Source organism: Brevibacterium sp. SMBL_HHYL_HB1, from assembly GCF_018208375.1.
Classification (GTDB): domain Bacteria; phylum Actinomycetota; class Actinomycetes; order Actinomycetales; family Brevibacteriaceae; genus Brevibacterium; species Brevibacterium intestinavium.
In genome coordinates this window covers 782,659-805,154 of record NZ_CP062936.1, presented here as the reverse complement: position 1 = coordinate 805,154, position 22,496 = coordinate 782,659, and the positions used below count along the sequence as shown (strand labels likewise).

General features: G+C 67.1%; 20 protein-coding genes. 6 read left to right on the top strand and 14 right to left on the bottom strand.

Features of this window, described 5'->3' with window-relative positions; all coding sequences use genetic code 11:
* Positions 1 to 4: 4 nt before the first annotated feature.
* From serA to IG171_RS03820, 5 genes are all read right to left on the bottom strand, one after another.
* Positions 5 to 1,597 (bottom strand): phosphoglycerate dehydrogenase, encoded by a 1,593-nt coding sequence (serA, locus tag IG171_RS03840; protein ID WP_212130002.1) that lies wholly within the window; start codon positions 1,595 to 1,597, stop codon positions 5 to 7.
* Between the two features lie 119 nt (positions 1,598 to 1,716).
* On the bottom strand, positions 1,717 to 3,009 hold the full coding sequence (locus IG171_RS03835) for a GNAT family N-acetyltransferase (protein ID WP_212130001.1): 1,293 nt from the start codon (positions 3,007 to 3,009) through the stop codon (positions 1,717 to 1,719).
* A gap of 236 nt (positions 3,010 to 3,245) precedes the next feature.
* Positions 3,246 to 4,277 (bottom strand): ketol-acid reductoisomerase, encoded by a 1,032-nt coding sequence (gene ilvC / locus IG171_RS03830; protein ID WP_212130000.1) that lies wholly within the window; start codon positions 4,275 to 4,277, stop codon positions 3,246 to 3,248.
* A 123-nt stretch (positions 4,278 to 4,400) separates the two neighbouring features.
* Entirely contained in the window at positions 4,401 to 4,913 is a 513-nt protein-coding gene (ilvN, locus tag IG171_RS03825) for an acetolactate synthase small subunit (protein ID WP_212129999.1), read from the bottom strand.
* Positions 4,910 to 6,844: an acetolactate synthase large subunit gene (locus tag IG171_RS03820; protein ID WP_212129998.1), complete on the bottom strand. Its 1,935-nt coding sequence runs from the start codon at positions 6,842 to 6,844 to the stop codon at positions 4,910 to 4,912. Before IG171_RS03820 ends, ilvN begins: the two co-directional genes overlap by 4 nt.
* Positions 6,845 to 7,182: 338 nt before the next feature.
* Between IG171_RS03820 and IG171_RS03815 the strand changes: the two genes are divergently transcribed.
* The 3 genes from IG171_RS03815 (at position 7,183) to IG171_RS03805 (ending at position 11,343) form a co-directional block, all read left to right on the top strand.
* Complete coding sequence (locus IG171_RS03815) at positions 7,183 to 8,949, top strand: ABC transporter ATP-binding protein (RefSeq protein WP_349252137.1); 1,767 nt, start codon at positions 7,183 to 7,185, stop codon at positions 8,947 to 8,949.
* Positions 8,946 to 10,796, top strand: coding sequence for an ABC transporter ATP-binding protein (locus IG171_RS03810; protein ID WP_212129997.1), 1,851 nt, complete (start codon positions 8,946 to 8,948; stop codon positions 10,794 to 10,796). Before IG171_RS03815 ends, IG171_RS03810 begins: the two co-directional genes overlap by 4 nt.
* 67 nt (positions 10,797 to 10,863) lie before the next feature.
* Positions 10,864 to 11,343 carry a hypothetical protein gene (locus tag IG171_RS03805; protein ID WP_212129996.1) on the top strand — a complete coding sequence of 160 codons (480 nt, stop codon included), beginning with the start codon at positions 10,864 to 10,866 and terminating at the stop codon, positions 11,341 to 11,343.
* Between the two features lie 97 nt (positions 11,344 to 11,440).
* Here IG171_RS03805 and IG171_RS03800 read toward each other — a convergent pair whose 3' ends face one another.
* Entirely contained in the window at positions 11,441 to 12,031 is a 591-nt protein-coding gene (locus IG171_RS03800) for a protein-L-isoaspartate O-methyltransferase (protein WP_212129995.1), read from the bottom strand.
* Positions 12,032 to 12,150: 119 nt separating this feature from the next.
* Here IG171_RS03800 and IG171_RS03795 point away from each other — a divergent pair, with 119 nt between their 5' ends.
* Positions 12,151 to 12,669, top strand: coding sequence for an adenine phosphoribosyltransferase (locus tag IG171_RS03795; protein WP_212129993.1), 519 nt, complete (start codon positions 12,151 to 12,153; stop codon positions 12,667 to 12,669).
* A gap of 50 nt (positions 12,670 to 12,719) precedes the next feature.
* Here the strand turns inward: IG171_RS03795 and IG171_RS19245 are convergent, their stop codons facing one another.
* Positions 12,720 to 12,845, bottom strand: coding sequence for a hypothetical protein (locus IG171_RS19245; RefSeq protein WP_283091846.1), 126 nt, complete (start codon positions 12,843 to 12,845; stop codon positions 12,720 to 12,722).
* Here IG171_RS19245 and IG171_RS03790 point away from each other — a divergent pair.
* Positions 12,844 to 13,665 carry an aldo/keto reductase gene (locus IG171_RS03790; protein ID WP_212129991.1) on the top strand — a complete coding sequence of 274 codons (822 nt, stop codon included), beginning with the start codon at positions 12,844 to 12,846 and terminating at the stop codon, positions 13,663 to 13,665. The genes IG171_RS19245 and IG171_RS03790 overlap by 2 nt on opposite strands.
* A gap of 15 nt (positions 13,666 to 13,680) precedes the next feature.
* Here the strand turns inward: IG171_RS03790 and IG171_RS03785 are convergent, their stop codons facing one another.
* The 6 genes from IG171_RS03785 to IG171_RS03760 all read right to left on the bottom strand — a co-directional run bounded on the left by IG171_RS03785 (position 13,681) and on the right by IG171_RS03760 (position 20,103).
* On the bottom strand, positions 13,681 to 14,622 hold the full coding sequence (locus tag IG171_RS03785) for a D-2-hydroxyacid dehydrogenase family protein (protein ID WP_212129989.1): 942 nt from the start codon (positions 14,620 to 14,622) through the stop codon (positions 13,681 to 13,683).
* A 260-nt stretch (positions 14,623 to 14,882) separates the two neighbouring features.
* Entirely contained in the window at positions 14,883 to 16,595 is a 1,713-nt protein-coding gene (gene ilvD, locus IG171_RS03780; RefSeq protein ID WP_212129987.1) for a dihydroxy-acid dehydratase, read from the bottom strand.
* A gap of 141 nt (positions 16,596 to 16,736) precedes the next feature.
* Complete coding sequence (locus tag IG171_RS03775) at positions 16,737 to 17,681, bottom strand: 2-hydroxyacid dehydrogenase (RefSeq protein ID WP_212129985.1); 945 nt, start codon at positions 17,679 to 17,681, stop codon at positions 16,737 to 16,739.
* Positions 17,682 to 17,738: 57 nt separating this feature from the next.
* Entirely contained in the window at positions 17,739 to 18,203 is a 465-nt protein-coding gene (locus tag IG171_RS03770) for a MarR family transcriptional regulator (RefSeq protein WP_212129984.1), read from the bottom strand.
* Positions 18,200 to 18,934 carry an NAD(P)H-dependent oxidoreductase gene (locus IG171_RS03765; RefSeq protein WP_249204028.1) on the bottom strand — a complete coding sequence of 245 codons (735 nt, stop codon included), beginning with the start codon at positions 18,932 to 18,934 and terminating at the stop codon, positions 18,200 to 18,202. Before IG171_RS03765 ends, IG171_RS03770 begins: the two co-directional genes overlap by 4 nt.
* On the bottom strand, positions 18,931 to 20,103 hold the full coding sequence (locus tag IG171_RS03760; RefSeq protein WP_212129983.1) for an LLM class flavin-dependent oxidoreductase: 1,173 nt from the start codon (positions 20,101 to 20,103) through the stop codon (positions 18,931 to 18,933). The genes IG171_RS03765 and IG171_RS03760 overlap by 4 nt, the downstream gene beginning before the upstream one ends.
* 518 nt (positions 20,104 to 20,621) lie before the next feature.
* Between IG171_RS03760 and IG171_RS03755 the strand changes: the two genes are divergently transcribed.
* Positions 20,622 to 21,575 carry a hypothetical protein gene (locus IG171_RS03755; RefSeq protein ID WP_212129982.1) on the top strand — a complete coding sequence of 318 codons (954 nt, stop codon included), beginning with the start codon at positions 20,622 to 20,624 and terminating at the stop codon, positions 21,573 to 21,575.
* Positions 21,576 to 21,745: 170 nt separating this feature from the next.
* Here the strand turns inward: IG171_RS03755 and epsC are convergent, their stop codons facing one another.
* Positions 21,746 to 22,486 (bottom strand): serine O-acetyltransferase EpsC, encoded by a 741-nt coding sequence (gene epsC, locus IG171_RS03750; RefSeq protein WP_212131517.1) that lies wholly within the window; start codon positions 22,484 to 22,486, stop codon positions 21,746 to 21,748.
* Positions 22,487 to 22,496: the final 10 nt, after the last annotated feature.

The following is a 22,496-nucleotide window of genomic DNA, read 5'->3' as shown; positions in this document are numbered from 1 at the left end:
AGTCTCAGTCCTCCTGCAGCGACACGGCCGTGAACGCCGAGGCATTGACGGCACCGGCCACGGCCTTGACGACCTCGTCGGAGACGGCCGAATCGACCGCGAGCACCGACAGCGCCTCGTTGCTCGTCGAGGCCGGCGAGACCTGCATGCCGGCGATGTTGACCTCATTGGCGCCGAGCGCCAGGCCGAGCTGGCCGATGATGCCCGGACGGTCCTCGTAGCGGAAGATGAGCAGATTGTCGGTCAGTTCGATCTCGAGCGAGTAGCCGTCGACCTCGGTGAGCTTCTGCACGAGCTTCGGCCCCGTCACGGTGCCGGACACGGAGATCCGCTGCCCGGTGCTCGTCGTCGCCGTCAGCCGGGTGATGTTGCGGAAGGACTCGCAGTACGGGTCGGTGGTCAGTTCGACGCCGATGCCGCGCTCCTCGGCCAGCAGCGGCGCGTTGACATAGGAGACCTGGTCGGACACGACGTCCTTGAACAGGCCCTTGAGCGCGGAGAGCTTGAGGACGGAGACGTCCTTGTCCGCGATCTCACCGTTGACCTCGACCTTGAAGTGCGTGACCGAGGAGTCGGCGAGCGCATTGACGACCCGGCCGAGGCGTTCGGCCAGCGGGATCCCGGGACGCACGTCCTCGTGGATGGCGCCGCCGGCGACGTTGACCGCATCGGGCACGAGCTCTCCGGCCAGGGCCTTGCGCACGGACTTCGCCACGGCCACGCCGGCCTTCTCCTGCGCCTCGGCGGTGGAGGCGCCCAGATGCGGGGTGACGTTGACGGCGTCGAGGTCCATCAGCGCCGAGTGCTCCGGGGGTTCGGTGTTCCACACGTCGATGCCGGCACCGCCGATCCGGCCGGTCGCGATCGCCTCGGCCAGGGCCTCCTCGTCGATGATGCCGCCGCGGGCGACGTTGATGAAGCGGGCACCGGGCTTGGCGGCCTTGAACTCCTCGGTGCTGATCATGCCGATGGTCTCGGGGGTCTTGGGCATGTGCACGGTGACGAAGTCGGACACGGCCAGCAGTCCGGGCAGGTCGAGGACCTCGACGCCCATCTGCGCGGCCCGAGCCTGCGTGATGTAGGGATCGTAGCCGACCAGCCGCATGCCGAAGGCCTTCGCGCGCTCGGCGACGAGTCCGCCGATGCGGCCGAGCCCGACGATGCCGAGGGTCTTCTCGTAGAGTTCGACGCCGGTGTACTTCTTCCGGTTCCACTCCCCCGCCTTCAGCGAGGTGTTGCCGGCCCCGAAGTACCGCGCCGAGCCCAGGATGTGGGCCATCGTCAGCTCCGCCGCGGAGATGATGTTCGACGTCGGTGCGTTGACGACCATGACACCGGCCGAGGTGGCCGCGGGAACGTCGACATTGTCGAGTCCGACGCCGGCGCGGGCGATGACCTTGAGATTCTTCGCAGCGGCAATGGCCTCGGCGTCGACCTGCGTGGCCGAGCGGACGAGGATCGCATCGGCTTCGGTGATGGCGGTCAGGAGCTGGGATCGGTCAGCGCCCTCGGTGTGACGGATCTCGAAGTCTCCTCCGAGAGCTTCGATAGTGGCCGGTGACAGTTCTTCGGCGATGAGCACGACGGGCTTGGGCACTGATTTCCTCCTGTAGCGTCCTGGACGTGTCCATCTTATGAGACTTCGTGAAAGTCTTCACAAAGTCTCAGATTCTGGGAAGATCGCTCAACAGAACGCGTCCGACAAGGCCGGAGACCTCAGAATCCGTTCGGCGAATACGGTGCCCGGCCGAGGCTGAACATGGCGCTGGCGAGCACCGCCGCCCCGGGCGTCTTCTCATCGATGCGTCCGGCCCTGGCCAGAATCACGGGATCGGCCCCGCCGAAGTACAGCGATCCGAGTTCGGCGATGCCCAGCCCGAGATCGGCCGGCGTCGATTCCGAGGCGGGCGTCACCTCGGCGCTGGCTCCGTCCGAGGCGATGGTGAAGCGTCCCCCCGCCAGGTCGAGGGAATCGTCGACGTCGATCGTCAAGGTGCCGGGCACATACCAGGGCCGGGCCTCGAGAGCGGACTTGATGTCGAGGATGCGGATCCAGATGTTGTCCTCGGTCGCCACTGTCTTCACCCGCCGCGAGTCGGTCAGCAGCCACGGCAGCGGGGAGTATTCGGCCGATTCGGCGAAGGTCACCCGGGTGGACAGATCGATGGCGGCGAGGAAGGACCACAGGGAGGCGTAGGCGGCGTCGGTGACGGCGACGAAGTCGATGACGTCGACGGTCGGCGGGGTCTTCGACCAGCCGGCGAACTTATAGGACACATAGCCGTCGGGTTCGCCCTGCTCATCGAAGTGCAGGGCCGCGCGGACGCCGCGGTCCTCCTCACCGGTCTCGACGTTGAGCGCACCCGTGGCTCGTTCGATGTAGGTCTGCTGTCGCTGCATGGCCCCCGGCGAGGTGCGCATGAACCTGTCGTAGATCTTCGGCGCCAGCTCTCGCAGCTCGCTCGGCAGGCACATCTCGACCCGACGGTCGGGTTCGCGGACCATCTTGAAGCCGGGCGAGGTGTCGACCTCGATCGAATGCGACCAGGTGGCCACCCCGAAGCCGAACCGCGAATAGATTCCGCCCTCCGTCGCCGTCAGTGCGGCGAAGGGGTAGCCGTTCGCCTTCGCCTCGGCGAGGTCGGTGGTCATCAGCGACCGCAGCAGACCGCGCCGGCGGTGTGTGGGACGCACGGTGATCCAGGTGATGAGGTGACCGGGCACGAGCCGGCCCCCGCCGACGTTGACGAGCTTCTCGAACCAGGCGAACGTCGCCACGGGAATGGAGGAGTCGAGTCCGTGCTCGTATTCCTGATCGGCGTAGACGGCGGTGAGGTGGCGCCCATCGGCGATCGCCCGCTTGACCCGGCCCAGCAGCGCGGCCTCGGTCGAACGCGGATCGTGGAAGCCCACGCTCGTCGAGGCGAAATAGCCTCTCGTGCGGGCGTCGGGCTCGCCCGTGGACTCGTCGATGGCCGGCTTGAAGTCTTCGAACTTGTAATTCGTCACATCTCCACAGTAATCCAGTTCGGCGTCGGTGTCGGAGTGAACCGTCGAATTGCTCGACGCGGGTGAGACGTTCGCAAGTCGGCCGACGCCGCGCACCCGTGCTGATGCACGCACGAACGCCGGGAAGCCCCGAACGCCGAAGAGCCCCGGGCACCGATCGGTGCCCGGGGCTCTCTCCTGGCCTCCTCGCCACGCTCAGTCGCCCTTCTCGGGGCGGCTGAGGGCGGGAGTCGGTGTCAGCGAGCGGCAGTGCCCTCGGTGTAGTCGTCGTCGGAGTCCTTGAGCCAGGCGAACATCTTGCGCAGTTCGCGGCCGGTGGCCTCGATCGGGTGGGTCTCCTCCTTGGCGCGCAGCTCCTTGAACTCCGGGGCGCCGTTCTTCTGGTCGTTCATGAAGCGCTCGGCGAACGAACCGTTCTGGATGTCGGCGAGCACGCCCTTCATGTTCTCCTTCACCTCGGGGGTGATGACCCGCGGGCCGGAGACGTAGTCGCCGTACTCGGCGGTGTCGGAGCAGGACCAGCGCTGCTTGGCGATGCCGCCCTCGACCATGAGGTCGACGATGAGCTTGAGCTCGTGGAGGACCTCGAAGTAGGCGATCTCGGGCTGGTAGCCGGCCTCGGTCAGGGTCTCGAAGCCGTACTGCACGAGATGCGAGACGCCACCGCAGAGGACGGTCTGCTCACCGAAGAGATCGGTCTCGGTCTCCTCGGTGAAGGTCGTCTTGATGCCGCCGGCGCGCAGACCGCCGATGCCCTTGGCGTACGACAGGGCGGTGTCCCAGGCCTTGCCGGAGGCGTCGACCTCGACGGCCACGAGCACGGGCACACCGCGTCCGTCGACGAATTCGCGACGCACCACGTGGCCGGGGCCCTTGGGCGCGATCATGACGACGTCGACGCCCTCGGGGGCCTGGATGTAGTCGAAGCGGATGTTGAAGCCGTGGATGAACACCAGCGTCTTGCCCGGTGCCAGCTGATCCTTGATCTCGGAGTTGAAGATGTCGGCCTGCACCTGATCGGGTGCGGCGATGGTGATGACATCGGCCCAGGCGGCCACCTCCGCGGGGGTGCCGACCTCGAGGCCCTCGGCAGCGGCCTTGTCGCGGCTGGGCGAGCCCTCCTTGAGTCCGATGCGGACGTCCGCGCCCGAATCGCGCAGGCTCAGCGAGTGGGCGTGGCCCTGGCTGCCGTAGCCGATGACGGCGACCTTCTTGCCCTGGATGACGGACAGGTCGGCATCGTCGTCGTAATAGCGTTCTGCTGCCATAGTTCTAGCTCCTTTGTATTACGGGGTGATGGCCCCATTGTTTCACAGTCCGGTACTGCTGTTCATTTACTGAGATGACGGATGTTCCACGGATTGGAACGCGAAAATCCTCGCCGAGGTGTCTCAGCTGCGCAGGGCGCGGTCGGTGATCGACTTCGCCCCACGGCCGATGGCCACGGTTCCCGACTGCACGATCTCCTTGATCCCGAAGGGTTCGAGCACCTCGCGCAGCGCCTCGACCTTGCCGAGCTCGCCGGTGGCTTCGACGCTGACCGAATCCGGTCCGACGTCGACGATCTTCGCGCGGAACATCTCCACTGCCGCGGCCACCTGCGGCCGGGTCGCGGAATTGGCTTTGACCTTGTAGATGATGTGGGCCCGCCGGACCGAGGTCTCGGGTTCGAGTTCGACGATCTTGATGACGTTGACGAGCTTGTTCAGCTGCTTGGTCACCTGCTCCAGGGGCACGTCGTTGACGTCGACGACGACGGTGATGCGGGACAGCTCCTCGTGTTCGGTCACGCCCACGGCGAGGCTGTGGATGTTGAAGCCGCGCCGGGCGATGAGTCCGGTGAACCGGGTGAGCACACCGGGCTTGTTCTCGACCAGGACTGAGAGTGTGTGCCGGTTGTTCATTCCAGGCCTCCTTCGATCTGAGCCACGGAACGCACCGTGCCGTCTTCTTCCGTACCGGTCTTGGCGATCGCCGCCTCGGCCTCGTCATCATCCTCCCCGTCGAATTCGGGGCGGATGCCGCGAGCGTATTCGATCTCGTCGTTCGACACTCCGGCCGCGACCATCGGCCACACCATCGCATCCGGCGGGACGGTGAAGTCGAGGACGACGGGCCGATCGTTGATCGACAGCGCCTTCTCGATCGCGGCGTCGACATCGTCGTTGCGCTCCACGCGCAGCGCCTCGCAGCCGTAGGCCTCGGCCAGTCCCACGAAGTCGGGGATGCGGGCGGTCTCGTGTCCGGTGTTGAGGTCGGTGTTCGAGTAGCGGCCGTCGTAGAACAGGGTCTGCCACTGGCGGACCATGCCCAGAGACGAGTTGTTGATGATCGCGACCTTGATCGGAATCCTGTTGATCGCGCAGGTCGCGAGCTCCTGATTGGTCATCTGGAAGCAGCCGTCGCCGTCGATCGCCCACACCACGCGATCGGGCTGGGAGACCTTCGCTCCCATGGCCGCGGGCACGGAGTAGCCCATCGTGCCCAGTCCCCCGGAGTTCAGCCATGACTTCGGGCGCTCGAACTCGATGAACTGCGCCGCCCACATCTGGTGCTGGCCCACGCCTGCGGCGTAGACCGCCTCGGGGCCGGTCAGCGCGGAGATCCGGGAGATCACGTACTGCGGATCGCAGAGCTGGTCCTGCCGGTCATAGCCCAGCGGGTAGGTCTGCTTGAGCCGGTTGAGGAAGCGCCACCAGGGTTCGCGCTGGCGTTCGAGGGCCTTGGGGAACTTGCCGCGCATCTCCGTGAGCAGCTCGGCGAGCACCTCGCGGGCATCGCCGACGATGGCGACCTCGACATCGCGGTTCTTCCCGATCTCGGCCGGATCGATATCGGCGTGGATGACCTGCGCGTTCGGGGCGAACGAATCGAGCCTGCCGGTGACGCGGTCGTCGAAGCGGGCGCCGATGGCGATGAGCAGATCGGCCTTCTGGAACGCGGTCACCGCGGGCACGCTGCCGTGCATTCCGGGCATGCCCAGGTGCAGCTGATGGGAGTCGGGGAAGGCCCCGCGAGCCATCAGGGTCGTGACGACGGGGATGTTCGTCGCCTCGGCCAGCCGCAGAAGCTCCTTCTCCGCCTCCGAGCGGATGACCCCGCCGCCGATGTAGAACACCGGGCGCTGCGATTCGGAGATCATCCGCGCGGCCTCGCGGATCTGCTTGGCATGGGGCTTGAGGATCGGACGGTAGCCGGGCAGCGCCGGCTCCTCCGGCCAGACGAACGGCACGGTCCCCGTCTGCGCGTCCTTCGTGATGTCGACGAGGACGGGTCCGGGACGGCCGGTGGTGGCGATGTGGTGGGCGTTGATGAGCGCCGTGGGAATGTCCTCGGCCTTCGTGACCAGGAAGCTGTGCTTGGTCACCGGCATCGTCATGCCGACGATGTCGGCCTCCTGGAAGGCATCGGTGCCGAGCATGTTCGAGGCCTGCTGGCCGGTGATCGCGAGCATCGGCACCGAGTCCATATGGGCATCGGCCAGGGCCGTGATGAGGTTCGTCGCCCCGGGTCCCGAGGTCGCGATGCACACGCCGAGCTTGCCGGAGGCGGCCGCATAGCCTTCGGCCGCGTGTCCGGCGCCCTGTTCGTGGCGGACGAGGATGTGGCGGATGCTGTCGGTCTCGAACAGCGGGTCGTAGGTCGGGAGGATGGTCCCGCCCGGAAGCCCGAACACCGTGTCGACCTCGAGCTTCTCGAGGCTGCGGACGATCGCCTCGGCGCCGGTGAGGACCTCGGGGCCGGCGGCGCGACGAATACTGGACGGTGTGGCTGTGACCGGAGCGGCCGCGGGAGCGTTCCCGGTGGCCTTCGCGGTCGAGGGCTTGGCTGCCATCGATTCCTATCCTTCCTGGTGGTCCTTCTCGTCTTCACATGAAAAACGCCCCTCCGATTTCGGTAGGGGCGCGCGGAACGTGTCGTCTCGACAGGCTACGGATGATCCGCGCGCTGGCTAATAACGACGACGAGAAGGTGAGTCATGCCTCAATGGTTCACCGCAGCCGACGACGGTGTCAAACCTCGCAATCGATCGTCTTATGATTCGAGATTGCACCGGGCTGGCCCATGAGACGACGCGCATTCGGGGTCGAGGCATTCAGCGCTGAGAGAAAAGGGAAGCCTCTTTGCCGGAACCGTGGAATAGATCACGGGCGAGGACTACGCTTGATATCCGTGCGTCCCCTCCTTCGGTTCTGGCCCGATCTCCGCTCCCGCATCGGCGTGTACATCCTCGTACTCGTCCTCACCCTCCTGGCCAACGGCATCCAGCTGGTCGTGCCGATGATCACCGGGTACATCATCGATGGGCCGATCGCCCATCGCGATCTGTCGGCCCTGTGGTGGCCCGTGCTCGGGGTGCTCGTCATCGGCATCGCCGAGGCGGTCGGAATGTGGGCCCGCCGCATGGTCGTCGCCCCCGTGGTCGCGGGCTGGGAGGTCACCTGGCGCTCGCGCCTGTTCGACCGACTGCAGTACACCTCGGTGGCGATCCACGACTCCTGGGAGTCCGGCCAGCTGCTCTCGCGCGCGGTCAACGATCTGTCCATGCTGCGGCGCTTCTTCGCCTTCGGACTGCCCTTCCTCCTGTCGACCCCGATCGTGCTCGCCGTCGGCTCGATCATCCTCGTGCTCATGCAGCCGGTCTTCGGACTGATCATGATCATCATGGCAGTCCCGGCGATCATCGCCGTCGCGGTCTTCGAGAAGCGCTACCGCGAGACCTCTCGCCGGTCGCAGGACACGATGGGCGAGGTCACGACCGATGTCGAGGAGTCCATTCAGGGCATCCGGATCCTCAAGTCCTTCGGCCGCTCCCCCTGGGCGGCGGCTCGGTTCTCCCTCATCTCGCAGCGGCTGCGGGCCCTCGAGATCCGCAAGGCCAAACTCGACTCCTGGCTGTGGAGCGTGCTCCTGCTGCTGCCCACGCTCGCTCAGGCCGCGATCGTCGCCGTCGGCACCTGGGGCGTCGTCCAGGGGTGGACCACCGTGGGCACGGTCGTGGCCGCGGTGACGATCTCGATGGTCCTGCGCATGCCCATCGAGATGCTCGGCTTCCTGCTGGCCGATGCGCTCATGGCGCTGACCGCGGCCGGACGGTACTGGGAGGTCATCGACCTCCGCCACGACATCACCGATGCGGACGGCCGCGTCGATGACGATCCCGAGGTCGGTCGCTACCGGGGACAGCTGAGCTTCGAGGATGTCTCGTTCCACTTCTCCGACACCGACCGTCTGACCCTGGACCACCTCGACCTGCGGATCGAGCCCGGCCAGACCCTGGCGCTGGTCGGTGCGACGGGATCGGGCAAGACGACCCTGGCCTCGCTCGTCCCCCGGCTGCAGGACGTCACCTCGGGCACGGTGAGCATCGACGGCGTCGACATCCGGACGATGCCGGTCAACGAGCTGCGCCACCTCGTGTCGGTGTCCTTCGAGGACCCCATCCTGTTCTCGGCCTCGGTGGCCGAGAACGTGGAGATGGGAGCTCCGGGCGCGGACGAGGAGGAGATCTGGGAGGCGCTCGAGATCGCCTCGGCGAAGGATTTCGTGTCCCGACTGCCCGAAGGTCTGGACACCCAGGTCGGAGAGCAGGGACTGTCCCTGTCCGGCGGCCAGCGGCAGCGGCTGGCCCTGGCCCGCGCGGTCATCGGCCGTCCGCGCATCCTCGTCCTCGACGATCCGCTCTCGGCCGTCGACGTCGACACCGAGGACCGTGTGCAGCGGGCGCTGCGGGAGATCCTGCCGGATTCGACGACGCTCATCATCGCCCATCGCCCCTCGACGGCGGCGCTGGCCGATGTCGTGGCCGTCATCGACGGAGGCCGCATCGCGGCCCAGGGCACACACGAGGAGCTGCTCGAGTCCTCGCCGCTCTACCGCGAGCTCATGGGGGCCAGCGCCATCGCCGAGGCCCACGCTCAGGAAGGAGGTCGGGCATGAGTTCCATCCGACTCGACAGCGACGACGAGATCGAACAGCTGCCACCGGACATCGCGGCCAAGGCCCGTGCCCTGCTCATGTCCTTGGTCAGACCCCACCTGCGCATGGTCGTCTTCCTCGCCGTCATCGTCGTCCTCACCTCGGTCCTGCTCGTCATCGGACCGGTATTCATCGCTGACGCCCTCGATCAGGGCATCCCCGCGGCCATCGACGGCGACCTCGCCCCGCTCATCCGCGCCATCACACTGTTCGTCGCCTCCGCCATCGGCTCGGCGATTCTGGCCTTCACCTCCACGAGGCTGGTCGGCATCACCTCGCAGAAGATCCTGTACCGCCTGCGCGAACGGGTGTTCACGCATGTCCAGCGCCTCGATCTGGGCTACCACGAGAAGTCGACCTCGGGTCGACTCGTGTCCCGGCAGACCTCGGACATGGAGTCGGTGCAGCAGTTCCTGTCGTACTCGCTGTTCGAGACGGCGCTGGCTCTGCTGCAGATGATCTTCATCGCCGTCACCCTCATCGTCCTCGACGTGCCGCTGGCCATCGTCGTCTTCGCCGGGTTCGTCCCGCTGTTCTTCATCACCAGGGCCGCGCACTCGACGCAGCGCAGCGCCTACCGGCGGACGCGGACATCGATCGCGAAGGTCATCGTCCACTTCGTCGAGACCATGGGCGGCATCCGCGCGGTGCAGGCCTATCGCCGTCAGCCCGAACGGCGCGGAACGCTGAGTCATCAGGACGCCCGCTACCGTGATGCGAACACCGATGCCCTGCGCGGGGTGGCGTGGTTCGCCGGGTGGACCCGACTGATCGGCAACATCACCCAGACGGTGATCATCGTCGTCGGCGCGTGGCTGGTCATCGAGGGATGGACGCAGATCGGTGTGCTCGCCGCGTTCATCCTCTACCTGCGCCGGTTCTACGGTCCGCTCGACGAACTCGTCCAGGCATTCAATCTCTACCAGTCCGCCTCGGCGGCGCTGGAGAAGATCGCGGCCGTCCTCGACACCGACCCGGAGGTGGTCGAACCCGAGCGGCCGCGGAGTCTGCCCGCGCGTGGGAAGGAGACCGCCGAGGCGGGCTCGACCGGGGCCGGACCGCAGCCGGGCAGCGGTCGCACCCTCGATCTCGATGCGGTCCGCTTCGCCTATGCGGACGGGCCCGATGTCCTCCCCCGGTTCGATCTGCACATCCCCGCGGGGCAGATCGTCGCCCTCGTCGGTGCCACCGGCGCGGGCAAGTCGACGCTGGTCAAGCTCGTCACCCGCTTCTACGATCCGAGCGCTGGCCGGATCAGCCTCGACGAGGTGGACCTGCGTGATCTCGACGATGGGCAGCTGCGCTCATCCGTCGTCATGGTCACCCAGGAGTCGTTCCTCTTCTCCGGCACCATCGCCGACAACATCCGCATCGGCAACCCGGACGCCGGAGACGAGGACGTCCTCGCCGCAGCCCGCGCGGTGGGCCTCGACTCCTACATCCGCCGACTGCCGGACGGCTACGCCACGGATGTGAAGAAGCGGGGCGGGCGGCTGAGTTCGGGGCAGCGCCAGCTCGTGTCCTTCGCGCGCGTCTTCCTCGCCGACCCGGACGTCGTCGTCCTCGACGAGGCGACCGCGCACCTCGACATCCCCTCGGAGCGGCTGGTGCAGAATGCCCTGGCCACGGTGCTCGAGGGCAGGACCGCGATCATCATCGCCCACCGCCTGTCCACCGTCGAGATCGCCGACCGGGTCCTCGTCATGGAGGCGGGGCGGATCATCGAGGACGGCACCCCGGACGAACTCATCTCCGGCACAGGCAGATTCGCTCAGCTGCACCAGGCGTGGCGCGATTCCCTCGTGTGATCGATCCGCCCAGTTCAGCAATGTATGTTGTGCTCTGCAGGGTGAAGCGACACGACGGGGAGGACGGATGGATGCCGATATCGAAGACCGGCAACGACGGATCATCGCTGATGCCATCGCCCGCGGGCATACGGTGGCCCGGTGGGTCGCCGCGCTCATCAGCCTGCTGTTCATCGCTTCGGGACTGTGGTGGGCCGGCATCCTCGTCCTCGCTGTCACGACATTCGAGCTTCCCCGCCGGGCGACGCAGCTGTACCTGCGGAAGCGCGGTGTCGATCTGAGCATCCCGTCCGGGCAGGAGGTCGAGAAGAGATCGCTGTCGGGGCTGGCGTTCGGAGTCGTCTTCATCCCCGTCGTCTGCGCGCTGTTCCTTGCCGAGAACGCCCTCGGGCGCCATCTGCTGCCGTGGACGTGGCGGGCCGGGTTCGCCGGTTCGGACGACCATGTGCTCATGCCGTTCGTCTTCGTCGGACTCGTCGTCACCATCTCGTGGTTCGTCCGTCGCCGCAGGGAGGCCCGGGCCGACGATCATGCTGCCAGCCAGTGATTGCCTGGTGTGAGCGACTCGTTCTGCGGAAGAGCGGGCACTGCCGGAGGGCAGGCGCTGCGGGAGGGCGGGCGCTGCCGGAGGGTGAGCCGGGTGTTCACTCGGTGATGAGTGGGACGAAGCGGTACAGCCCGTGCCGAGTGATCGTGACCTCATCGGTCCCGCGCCCGTCGCGGATGACCTTGAGCATCTGCCCCTGCACGGGGATGACCATGATGCCACCGATCTCGAGCTGGTCGAGCAGCTGGTCCGGAATCTCCTCGGCACCGGCCGAGACGAGGATCCTGTCGAAGGGACCGGCCTCGGGCAGTCCGAGCTGCCCGGGTGCTGCGGTCACGATCTCCGCGTTCTCGCAGTCGACGCTGCGCAGAGCCGTCTGCGCCGTGTCGACGAGTCCTCGATGGCGTTCGACACCCGAGACCCGCCCCTGAGCGCCGACGAGGACACTGAGCAGCGCCGTCGTCCATCCCGAGCCCGCACCGAGGTCGAGGACCCGGTCGCCGAGGCGCACGTCGAGGAGTTCGAGCATATCGGCGACCGTGCTCGGCTGGGAGTTCGTCTGACCGTGGCCGATGGCCACCGGGACATTGCACTCGGTCAGAGTCCGTTCGGTCGCGGGCAGGAAGGGCGCCCGCGGCACCGCAGCGAACGCCTCGGCGACCGGAACCCGGTTGCGATCGGATGCCATGGGACCCTCCTGCCAGCGTAAGTGCGACTTTGTGGCAGTGTGCGGTCCGGGGCCGAGGATTTCAAGACCCCTCCCGATCCGGACAGCGGCTGTGCGGGCCCACCGAGTATCGTTGATGCGTGAACACTGCTGAACTCACCCGCGCGAAGTCCCTCATCACCTCGATTCCCGACCATCCCGAACCGGGTGTGGTCTTCCGCGACATCTCGCCGCTGCTGGCCGACGGTCCCGCGATGCGAGCCGTCACCGAGGCGCTCATCGAACCCTTCGCCGGAGGGTTCGACATCGTCGGCGGGCTCGAAGCCCGCGGGTTCCTCTTCGCCGGCACGATCGCGGCGATCACCGGGGTCGGGATCCTGCCCATCCGCAAGGCGGGCAAGCTGCCCAAGCCGGCCGCCGCCGTGTCCTATTCCCTCGAATACGGCACCGCCACGATCGAAGGCCCGGATGTGTTGGACAGGGGCGAGCGCGTCCTGCTGGTCGACGACATCCTCGCCACCGGCGGAACCCTCACCGCGGCCCAGTCACTCGTGGCCGACCTCGGCGCCGAGGTCATCGGCTCGGCCGTGGTGCTCGAGCTGCCGGAGCTGGGCGGTCGCAGGCTCACCGGCGACGTCCACGCGGTCTTCGCCGGCTGAGCCTGCGCGGTCTTCGCCGGCTGAGTCTGCGCGGTCAGAACAGAACCCATTCACCCGCACGGGTCGTACTTCGCTCGCAGCTCGTCGCGCACGGCGAAGGAATGCTCAGCGGCGTCGGTGACGTTGTACGCTCGTGACAGCAGACCAGACACCCCGTGACGAAAGGCGGCACCCATGACGGTTCCCACACTCACCCTCAACGACGGCAAGACGATCCCTCAGCTGGGCTTCGGCGTGTTCAAGGTCGCCCCGGACGAGACCGAGCGCATCGTCACCGACGCCCTCGAAGTCGGCTACCGCCACATCGACACCGCCGCCGTCTACGGCAATGAGGAGGGCGTGGGCCGCGCCATCGCGAAGTCCGGCATCGCCCGCGACGAGCTCTTCGTCACCACCAAGCTGTGGAACGATCGCCACGGAGCCGAGGAGTCCAAGCGTGCGCTCGGCGAGAGCCTCGAGAAGCTCGGCCTCGACCACGTCGACCTCTACCTCATCCACTGGCCGACCCCGGCCAACAACAATGCGGTCGAGACCTGGGAGGCCTTCCCCGGCTACCGCGAGCAGGGACTGACCACCTCGATCGGTGTGTCGAACTTCGATCATCGGTTCCTGCCCGAGATCCTCGACACCGGCATCATTCCCGCCGTCGACCAGATCGAGTGCCACCCGCAGTTCCAGCAGGTCGACACCCGCCCGATCCTGGCCGAGAAGGACATCCGGATCGAAGCCTGGGGACCGCTGGGCCAGGGCAAGGTCGACTACGCCGGCTCCGTCATCGCCGATATCGCCGCCGCCCATGAGAAGTCCTGGGCCCAGACGATCATCCGCTGGCACCTGCAGAAGGGACACATCCTCTTCCCGAAGTCGAACAATCGCGACCGGATGGAGCAGAACTTCGACGTCTTCGACTTCGAACTCACCGATGCCGAGATGGCGTCCATCGACGCCCTGGAGAACGGCGGCCGCGTCTCGGGCGATCCCGCCGAGGTGAACTGACGCCCGGCTTCGTCGTCAGCCGAGCACCCGGATCGGCTGCCCCTTCGCCCAGGCGGCGATGTTCTCGACCGCCTGGGTGAAGAAGATCCGGTAGGTGTCCTCCGTGACATAGCCCAGGTGCGGGGTGAGCACGGTGCGCGGGGTCGAGCGCAGCCGGTGGTCGACCGGCAGGGGCTCGAGGTCGTGGACGTCGAGGCCCGCACCTCGGATGCGGCCCGATTCCAGGGCCGCGATGAGAGCGTCGGTGTCGACCAGGCCCGCCCGGGACGTATTGACGAGAACGGCGTTCGGCTTCATCATCTCGAGCTCGGCCGTCGAGATCAGACCGCGAGAGCGATCGCTGAGCCTGTAGTGGATCGTGAGCACATCGGACGTCGACAGCAGCTCCTCCTTGCTCACCGCTCGCACTCCCAGGCCCCTCGCGCGTTCAGCGTCGAGGTTCTGGCTCCACGCCACGACGTCCATCCCGAACGCCTGCCCGACGCGAGCGACCTTCGTTCCCAGCCGTCCCAGACCGACCACACCGAGGCGATGCCCGTCGAGGTCTCCCCCGACCGTCTGCTGCCAGCCGCCGTTCCTGACCGAGGCGTCCTCGACCGGAATGCTGCGCACCACCGACAGGATCAGCCCCCAGGTCAGCTCCGGTGTCGCCGAGGTGGTCGACTCGGTTCCGCACACCACGATCCCCTGCGCGCGTGCTGCGTCCGCATCGATGGAGGCATTCACCCGTCCCGTGGTCACAAGCAGCCGCAGATCCGGCAGCCGGGCGAGCCTGTCGGCGGTGAACGGGGTCCTCTCCCGCATCGCCACGACCACCTCGGCGCCGGTGAGCACCGCGACCAGGTCATCATCGTCCCGGATGGGTCTGGGAACGAATTCGACCTCGGCACCGAGCCCGTCCCAGTCCGCGAAGTCGGCCGCCACCTGCTGATAGTCATCGAGTACGACGATGCGCATGTTGTCCCTCCTGAGTCCGTGTGCCCCTCATCGTAGAGCCGATAGGCTGGGCGGGTGAGCGCAGAGATCATCCTGAGACAACGCAGCGGCCCCAGGCAGTCTGCTGGTCGCTTCGGTTCTGCCTTGCGCTTCTGCCCGAACGGATCCGGACGGTCCGCGCACGCAAAGCGCCGAGGCGGCGCGGACTCGTCGTCCGCACCGCCTCGGCGATGGTCATGAGCGGGTCACTTTCCCCGCCCTCGCGGCGAGAGCGCCTGCGCTCAGAAGCAGACAGCGCCCTTCGAGGCCGACTGCACGGTCTTCGCGTACTTGCCGAGCACGCCGGTCAGGCGGTGGTTGTCCGGGATCGTCCAGGTCTTGCGACGCTCGGCCAGGACCTCCTCGGAGACATGGAGTTCGATCGACCTGGCCGCGATGTCGACGGTGATCGCGTCCCCGTCCTCGACGAGCGCGATCGGGCCGCCGTCGACGGCCTCGGGCGCGATATGGCCGATGCACAGACCGGTCGACCCGCCGGAGAAGCGACCGTCGGTCAGCAGCAGCACGTCCTTGCCGATGCCCGCGCCCTTGATGGCGCCGGTGATCGCGAGCATCTCACGCATGCCGGGTCCGCCCTTCGGCCCCTCGTAGCGGATGACGACGACATCGCCCTTCTTCAGCTCGCCGTTCAGCACGGCGTCCATGGCCGGCTTCTCCTGGTCGAAGACGCGAGCGGTGCCCTCGAAGACGTCGGCGTCGAAGCCCGCGGACTTCACCACGGCGCCTTCGGGAGCCAGGGATCCCTGCAGTACGGTGAGACCGCCGGTGGCGTGGATCGGGTTGTTCAGCGCACGCAGGATCTTGCCGTCGGGGTCCGGCGGGTTGATCGACTCGAGGTTCTCGGCCACGGTCTTGCCGGTCACCGTCATGCAGTCGCCGTTGAGCAGGCCCGCATCGAGGAGGGCCTTCATGATCACCGGCACGCCGCCGATCTTGAACACGTCGTTCATCACGTACTGGCCGAAGGGCTTGACATCGCCCAGGTGCGGAACCTTGTCGCCGATCCGATTGAAGTCGTCGAGCTCGAGGGTGACCCCGGCCTCGTGGGCGATCGCGAGCAGGTGGAGCACGGCGTTGGTCGAACCGCCGAAGGCCATGACCACGGCGATCGCATTGTGCAGCGACTCGCGGGTGATGATGTCCTTGGCCGTGATGCCCAGACGCAGCAAGTTGACGGCGGCCTCACCGGACTTGCGGGCGAACATCGTGCGGTTGCGGTGGATGGCCGGCGGGGCGGCCGACCCGGGCAGCGACATGCCCATGGCTTCGGCGGCCGAGGCCATGGTGTTCGCCGTGTACATTCCGCCGCATGCTCCCTCACCGGGGCAGACGGCGCGCTCGATGGCGTCGACGTCGCCTTCGGTGATGGTCCCGGCACGGCAGGCACCGACGGCCTCGAAGGCGTCGATGAGGGTGACTTCCTTCTCCGAGCCGTCCGAGAGCTTCGCGGTGCCCGGCATGATCGATCCGTTGTAGAGGAAGACGCTGGACAGACCGAGGCGGGCCGAGGCCATGAGCATGCCGGGGATCGACTTGTCGCAGCCGGCCATGAGGACCGAGCCGTCGAGGCGCTCGGCGCTCATCACGGTCTCCACGGAGTCGGTGATGACCTCGCGGGAGACCAGCGAGTAGTGCATGCCCTCGTGTCCCATGGAGATGCCGTCGGAGACCGAGATGGTTCCGAATTCCAGCGGAAAGCCCCCGGCCTCGTGGACGCCTTCCTTGGCGGCCGCGCCGAGGCGCTGCAGCGACATATTGCAGGGGGTGATCTCGTTCCACGAGGTCGCGACCGCGATCTGCGGCTTCACCCAGTCATCGTCGCCCATGCCGACGGCGCGAAGCATGCCGCGAGCGGCGGTGGCTTCGAGGCCGTCCGTGACATCGCGGGACCGTGGTTTGATGTCTGGAGAGGTGGTGTCTGTATCGATGCTCATGCAGGCATGCTACGCCCGATTTCAGCATCCGCACTCCAGACTCTCGCATGATGGAACTTCATCTGGGCATTCGCGCGCGCCCGGTGGCTCCGGACGGAAGGAGGCGCGCATTCGGTGAGGAATGTGTGCCCTTAAGATCGATCAGGCATCGACGAGGTTGATCGGCTGCTGGCCGTCGTTGATCCGCCGGACCTGATCGGCCAGGATCTTCTCGACCCGCGGTTCGAACGCCGTGGTGTCCCCGCCCAGATGCGCGGTGATCAGCGTATTCGGGGTTCCCCACAGCGGATGGTTGGGCGGCAGCGGCTCGGGATCGGTGACGTCGAGGGCCGCGTGGAGGCGGCCGGACGAGAGTTCGGCCACGAGCGCCTCGGTGTCGACGACTTTGCCGCGGGCGACGTTGACGACGAGGGCATTGTCGGGCAGCTGGGCGAGGAATTCGGCATCGACGAGGTGATGTGTGCCCTCGTTGAGCGGGGTGATGAGCACGACCACCTCGGTGTGGGGAAGCAGCTGCGGGAGTTCGTCGATGCCGTGGACCTGGCCCCGCTCGTCCTCCCGCGCCTTCGAGGCCACACGGGTGAGGTGGACCTCGAAGGGGTCGAAGCGCGCGGCGATGGCACTGCCGATCTCGCCGACGCCGATGACCATCACACGCCGGTCCTGCAGGGAACGGTACCGCGCATGCGACCAGGTCCTCGACACCTGTGACCGGACCGCGTCGTCGATGCCGCGCAGGCTCGCCAGAGTCAGGGCCAGAGCGAGCTCGGCGGTCCCTCCGGTGTGCACGCCCGAGGCAGTCGCGACCTGGATCCCCCGCTCGGGCAGGTGGGCCACGGGGTCGTAGCCGGTGGTCTGGGTGATGACGAGCCGGAGGTTGGGCAGTTCATCGAGCATCTCGATGGTCGGCCCCGAATCGAGGTAGGGCAGGACGACGACGTCGACGTCATCGCGGCTGAGCTTCGCCGACCGTTCGGCGTCGGAGAAGACGACGAGGTCGACACCGGCGCGCTGATGGGCGGGAATCTGCGCGACGACTCGGTTGCGGAGTTCGGAATCCGGGAAGGCGATAGTGGTGATGGACATGCCCTCATTGTGGCACGGCGGCCCGGACCGCACCGAGACACGCGTCACAATGAGATCCTATTCCGGCAGCGCCCGGGACAGGCGGCTGAATACGCGGTGGATGACCTCGAGCTCCTCGTCGCTGACATGGTCGAGGAACATCTCGTCGACATAGCCGCGGTGCCTGCCGCCGGCGGCGATGAACGCCCGCGCCCCGGCCTCGGTCAGAGCCACGTTGTGAGCACGTCCGTCCGAGGGGCATGAGGACTTGACGACCAGCCCCGCGTCCTCGAGCACCTTGATCCGGTAGTTGAGCCGGGAGGGTGAGAACACGAGCTTCCTGGCCAGGGCGCTCATCGTCAGTGTCCGTCCGGGAGCCTCCCAGAGCAGCAGCAGAGCGTTGAAGTCGCTGACGCTCAGCCCCGCGTCCTCCTTCAGCCGGGCCTCGAGGGCCTGCCGGATCCGCTGCGAGGTCTCGAAGTACACCCGCCACGCACTCTGCGCGAGCAGATCGCGGCCCTGCCCGAACTTGATCGTGGTCATGATCGTCCCTCGAGCAGCTGGGCGAACGGGGTGATGTGCTCGGGATCGAATTCGGACTCGCCGCCTCGGCCCCGGTCGGCGCTGGGACCGGCAGCGGGCGATCCCGCCCCCGCGCCGGCCGCTCCCGATTCGGCATCGGGCACTCCGGTCACCTCGGCGAGGTCGTCCCTGCCTGAGCCGATGATCGTCGAGGTCAGGGACACGAACTCCTCGCCTGCCTGGCGGATCCGGGTGGTGAGGGCACGCCCGCCCTCGACCGAGCCCCAGTCGTCGGTGGCGGCGAAGACCGTCGTCGGCACGACGATGCCCTTGAGATAGGACAGCATCGGCCGCAGCACGGTCTCTCCGGCCAGGGAATGACGAGGGCTGCCGCCGGTGGAGGCGATGAGCACGGGCTTTCTCGTCAGCGCCCTCTCGTCGATGAGCTGCCAGAACAGGGTGTGCAGCCCCACCGGAGCGACCTTGTACACGGGTGAGACGGTGACGATCGCGTCCGCCTCGGCGACGGTGTCGAACGCCGCCTCGAGCTGCTCGGAGCGGAACCCGGTCAGGGTCATGTCCGTCAGCGCCGAGGAGAGGCTGCGGATGTTGAGGGTCTCCGTCGTGATCTCGATGCCCACCGACTCCCCCACCGAGGCGATGGTGGACAGGATCCTGTCCGTGAGCTTGAGCGTGGTCGAGTCCTCGCTCAGCGAGGTGGTCACGGCCACGATCTTCATGGTCTCGCTCATGCCTGATCGGCTCCTTCCTTCTCGGCTGCTGCGGCCTGGCGGTCGGCGAAGGCCCGCGATTCCGGTCCGCCGCCGGGGATCGGGTCGCGACCCTCACGGTGGCGGATGACCAGCGACTGGTGGTTCGGAGCGTCGGGGACGTCGGCGGGACGGTCCTTCGCGAACTCCTTGCGCAGCACCGGGATGACCTCCTCGCCGAGCAGGTCGAGCTGCTCGAGCACGGTCTTGTGCGGCAGCCCCGCATGGTCGATGAGGAAGAGCTGGCGCTGGTAGTCGCCTGCCCAGTCGCGGAAGCTCAGGGTCCGTTCGATCACCTGCTGCGGCGAGCCGACGGTCAGCGGGGTCTGCGTCGAGAAGTCCTCGAGACTGGGCCCGTGACCGTAGACGGGTGCGTTGTCGAAGTAGGGGCGGAACTCGCGCACGGCGTCCTGCGAGTTCTTGCGCATGAACACCTGTCCGCCGAGCCCGACGATCGCCTGGCTGGCCTTGCCGTGCCCATAGTACTCATAGCGCTGGCGGTAGAGCTGGACCATCCGCGCGGTGTGCGAGGTCGGCCAGAAGATGTTGTTGTGGAAGAACCCGTCACCGTAGTAGGCGGCCTGCTCGGCGATCTCGGGGCTGCGGATCGACCCGTGCCACACGAACGGCGGCACCTCGTCGAGCGGGGTCGGGGTGACGGTGAAACCGTTCAGGGGCGTGCGGAACTGACCCTCCCAGTCGAGGTTGCGCTCCCGCCACAGGCGGTAGAGCAGATTGTAGTTCTCCACGGCCAGACCGATGCCCTGGCGGATGTCCTTGCCGAACCACGGATAGACGGGTCCGGTGTTGCCGCGGCCCATGATGAGGCTGATCCGCCCCTCGGAGAGGTGCTGGGCATAGGAGTAGTCCTCGGCGATGCGCACGGGATCGGTGGTGGTGATCAGGGTGGTCGCCGTCGACAGCTCCAGTGTGGACGTCTGCGCGGCGATATTGGACAGCAGGACCGGCGGGTTGGCCGGCGCCACGAACGGCGGATTGTGGTGCTGGCCGGTGGCGAAGACGTCGAGACCGACCTCTTCGGTCTTCTTCGCGATCTCGACGGTGTTCTTGATCCGCTGATGCTCGGTGACGGTGGTGCCGTCGGTGGGATCGGTGGTGACGTCCCCGATGGTGAAGATTCCGAATTCCATGACTGCTCCTTCTGTTCGCTGCAGGTGAGGCGATGGCGGCGAGCCTCGCCCTCACCTCCAACTCACTTCAATTTTGAAGTAACTAGTTGAAATCTTAACAGACTTGTCGTTCGAAGTATTCCGCGTCTGGGGCGAGGCGTCTCCTGCGGGTGGATCCGCTGCGATCCAGCACCGGTTTTCACAGTGGATCCGCCCGCAGGAGACACCATCGCCGACGCAGGGCACTTGTGCCGTTTCGGACTCCCTGTCGTCCGGTGCCCCGACTCCCTGCCGTCCGGCGGCCCGTCGTCCAGACACGTCCGCACAGCGCGGCCCGACACCCCGTCGCACCCCGGTCGCGCTGCCGTCGAGAAGTCGACTCGCGCGTATTCGCCTGTGGACAGGTCCTCACCAGAAGAGCCTGCCGCCCGGATTCTCGGGGATCGACTCGCACACGCAATCCTGTGGGCAGAAGTGCGCTGTGCACAGCCTCGTTCCGATGCTCGGATTTCGGCTCCAGGAAGAGCAGTCTTGAGAGCATGTGGCAATCGATGAATCAGGCCGTCGACTTCAGACCCGTGCCGCTGCCCTGCACCGCCGCCGAAGCCAGGCAGCGCGGCATCACTGCTTATGCACTGGCCACCCATGAGCGCTTCGGCCAGATCTTCCGCGGCATCTGGGTGGACAGCGAGTCATTGACCGACGTGCCGACACCCCACTGGGCGGATCACCAATGGCTCGGCACGTGGATGCGCATGACGGGCATCCGCATGCTCTACCCCGACCTGGCCGCGGACCACCTGACCGCGGCGCGCCTGTACGGCCTTCCGCTGCCGAGCCGTATCTCGGACAAAAACGTCCATGTGGCTGCGGCGTCGCGCAACCTTCGCATCAATCGGCCCGGCCTCGTCGTACGCCGACCGATGACGCTGGCGACCGAATGGATCGAGCTCCTGGGCATGCCGCTGGTCACCATTCCGCGCGTCATCGCCACTCTGGCACCGCTGTTCAGCCTCAATGAGCTCGTGACCGCCGGCGATGCCGCAATCGGAAAGCATGCCGGTGGACCGTACATCACCCGCGACCGGCTGCGAGAGGAGATTGCGGCGCTTCCTCGCGTCGCCCACCGACGCAGAGTCCAGAAGGCACTCACCCTCATGCGCGAGACGGTCGACTCGCCGAAGGAGTCCTGGCTGCGCCTCTGGCTGATCGACTCCGGCTTCCGGGAGCCAGTCGTCCACCCGGCCGTCTACAGCCGGCTCGACGACTGCATGCTCCACCCCGATCTCGGCTACCCGGAGCTGCGGATCGCGATCGAGTACGAAGGCGACCATCACCGCTTCTCCCCCGCCCAGTACGCGCAGGACATTCGACGCAAAGAACTGTTCGAGGCAGAGGGGTGGGTGCTGCTGCGCGTGGCGAAGAAATGCGATCTGGCCTCGTTCGCAAAACGCCTCAGGCACTACATCGCGAAGCGGTCTCCGTCACACTGAACTTGTCTCCTGCGGGTGGATCCACCATGATTTCCCGGCCGCAATCGCAATGGATCCACCCGCAGGAGACAGCGCAACGGGGCCCGACGACAAACGCACCCCGAGGCCCGCCGAAATGCGGCGCCGGACGAGAGGAACCGGCGCCGGACGAGAGGAACCGGTGCCGGGTCTCAGATCCAGAGGGCGGGATCGACCAGCTCGAAATCGGCGTACTCCGAGTATTTCCAGGCCTCCGAGTACTTCGAGGCCTGCGTCGACCCGTCGCTGGAACCGTCGCTCGTCCTGCCGGAGGACTGCCCGGACGAGGACGGCGCGCCGGCCCCGCTCTTCTTCGGACGCACCTTGGCGGGGATGCCCACGGCGCTCGAGTCCGCGGCCACATCCTTGACGACCACGGCATTGGCCCCGACCGCGGAGTTGTCGCCGACGACGACGGGCCCGAGGATCTTCGCCCCGGAGCCGATGAGCACATGATTGCCGATGGTCGGGTGCCGCTTGGTCTGCTCCATCGAGGTGCCGCCGAGGGTGACCTGGTGGTAGAGCATGACGTCATCGCCGATCTCCGAGGTCTCCCCGATGACGACACCATTGGCGTGGTCGATGAAGAAGCGGCGTCCGATCCTCGCCCCGGGGTGGATCTCGACCCCGGTCAGCGAGCGCACCAACTGCGACATCAGCCGGGCCGGGATCTTTCCGGCCTCGTGCTGCCAGAGGCGGTGGAGACCGCGATGGGCCCAGATCGCGTGCATCCCGGGGTAGGAGACCAGGGACACGAGGTCACTCGTGGCCGCGGGGTCGCGCCGACGCACGGTTTCGAGGTCTTCCCGCAGGGTGCTCCTCACCCCAGGGCGGCTGAGCCCGTAGATCGCCGCGCCTGCGGCCGCAGCGGCCGCCGTCCACAGTGCCTTCATCATGTCCGTC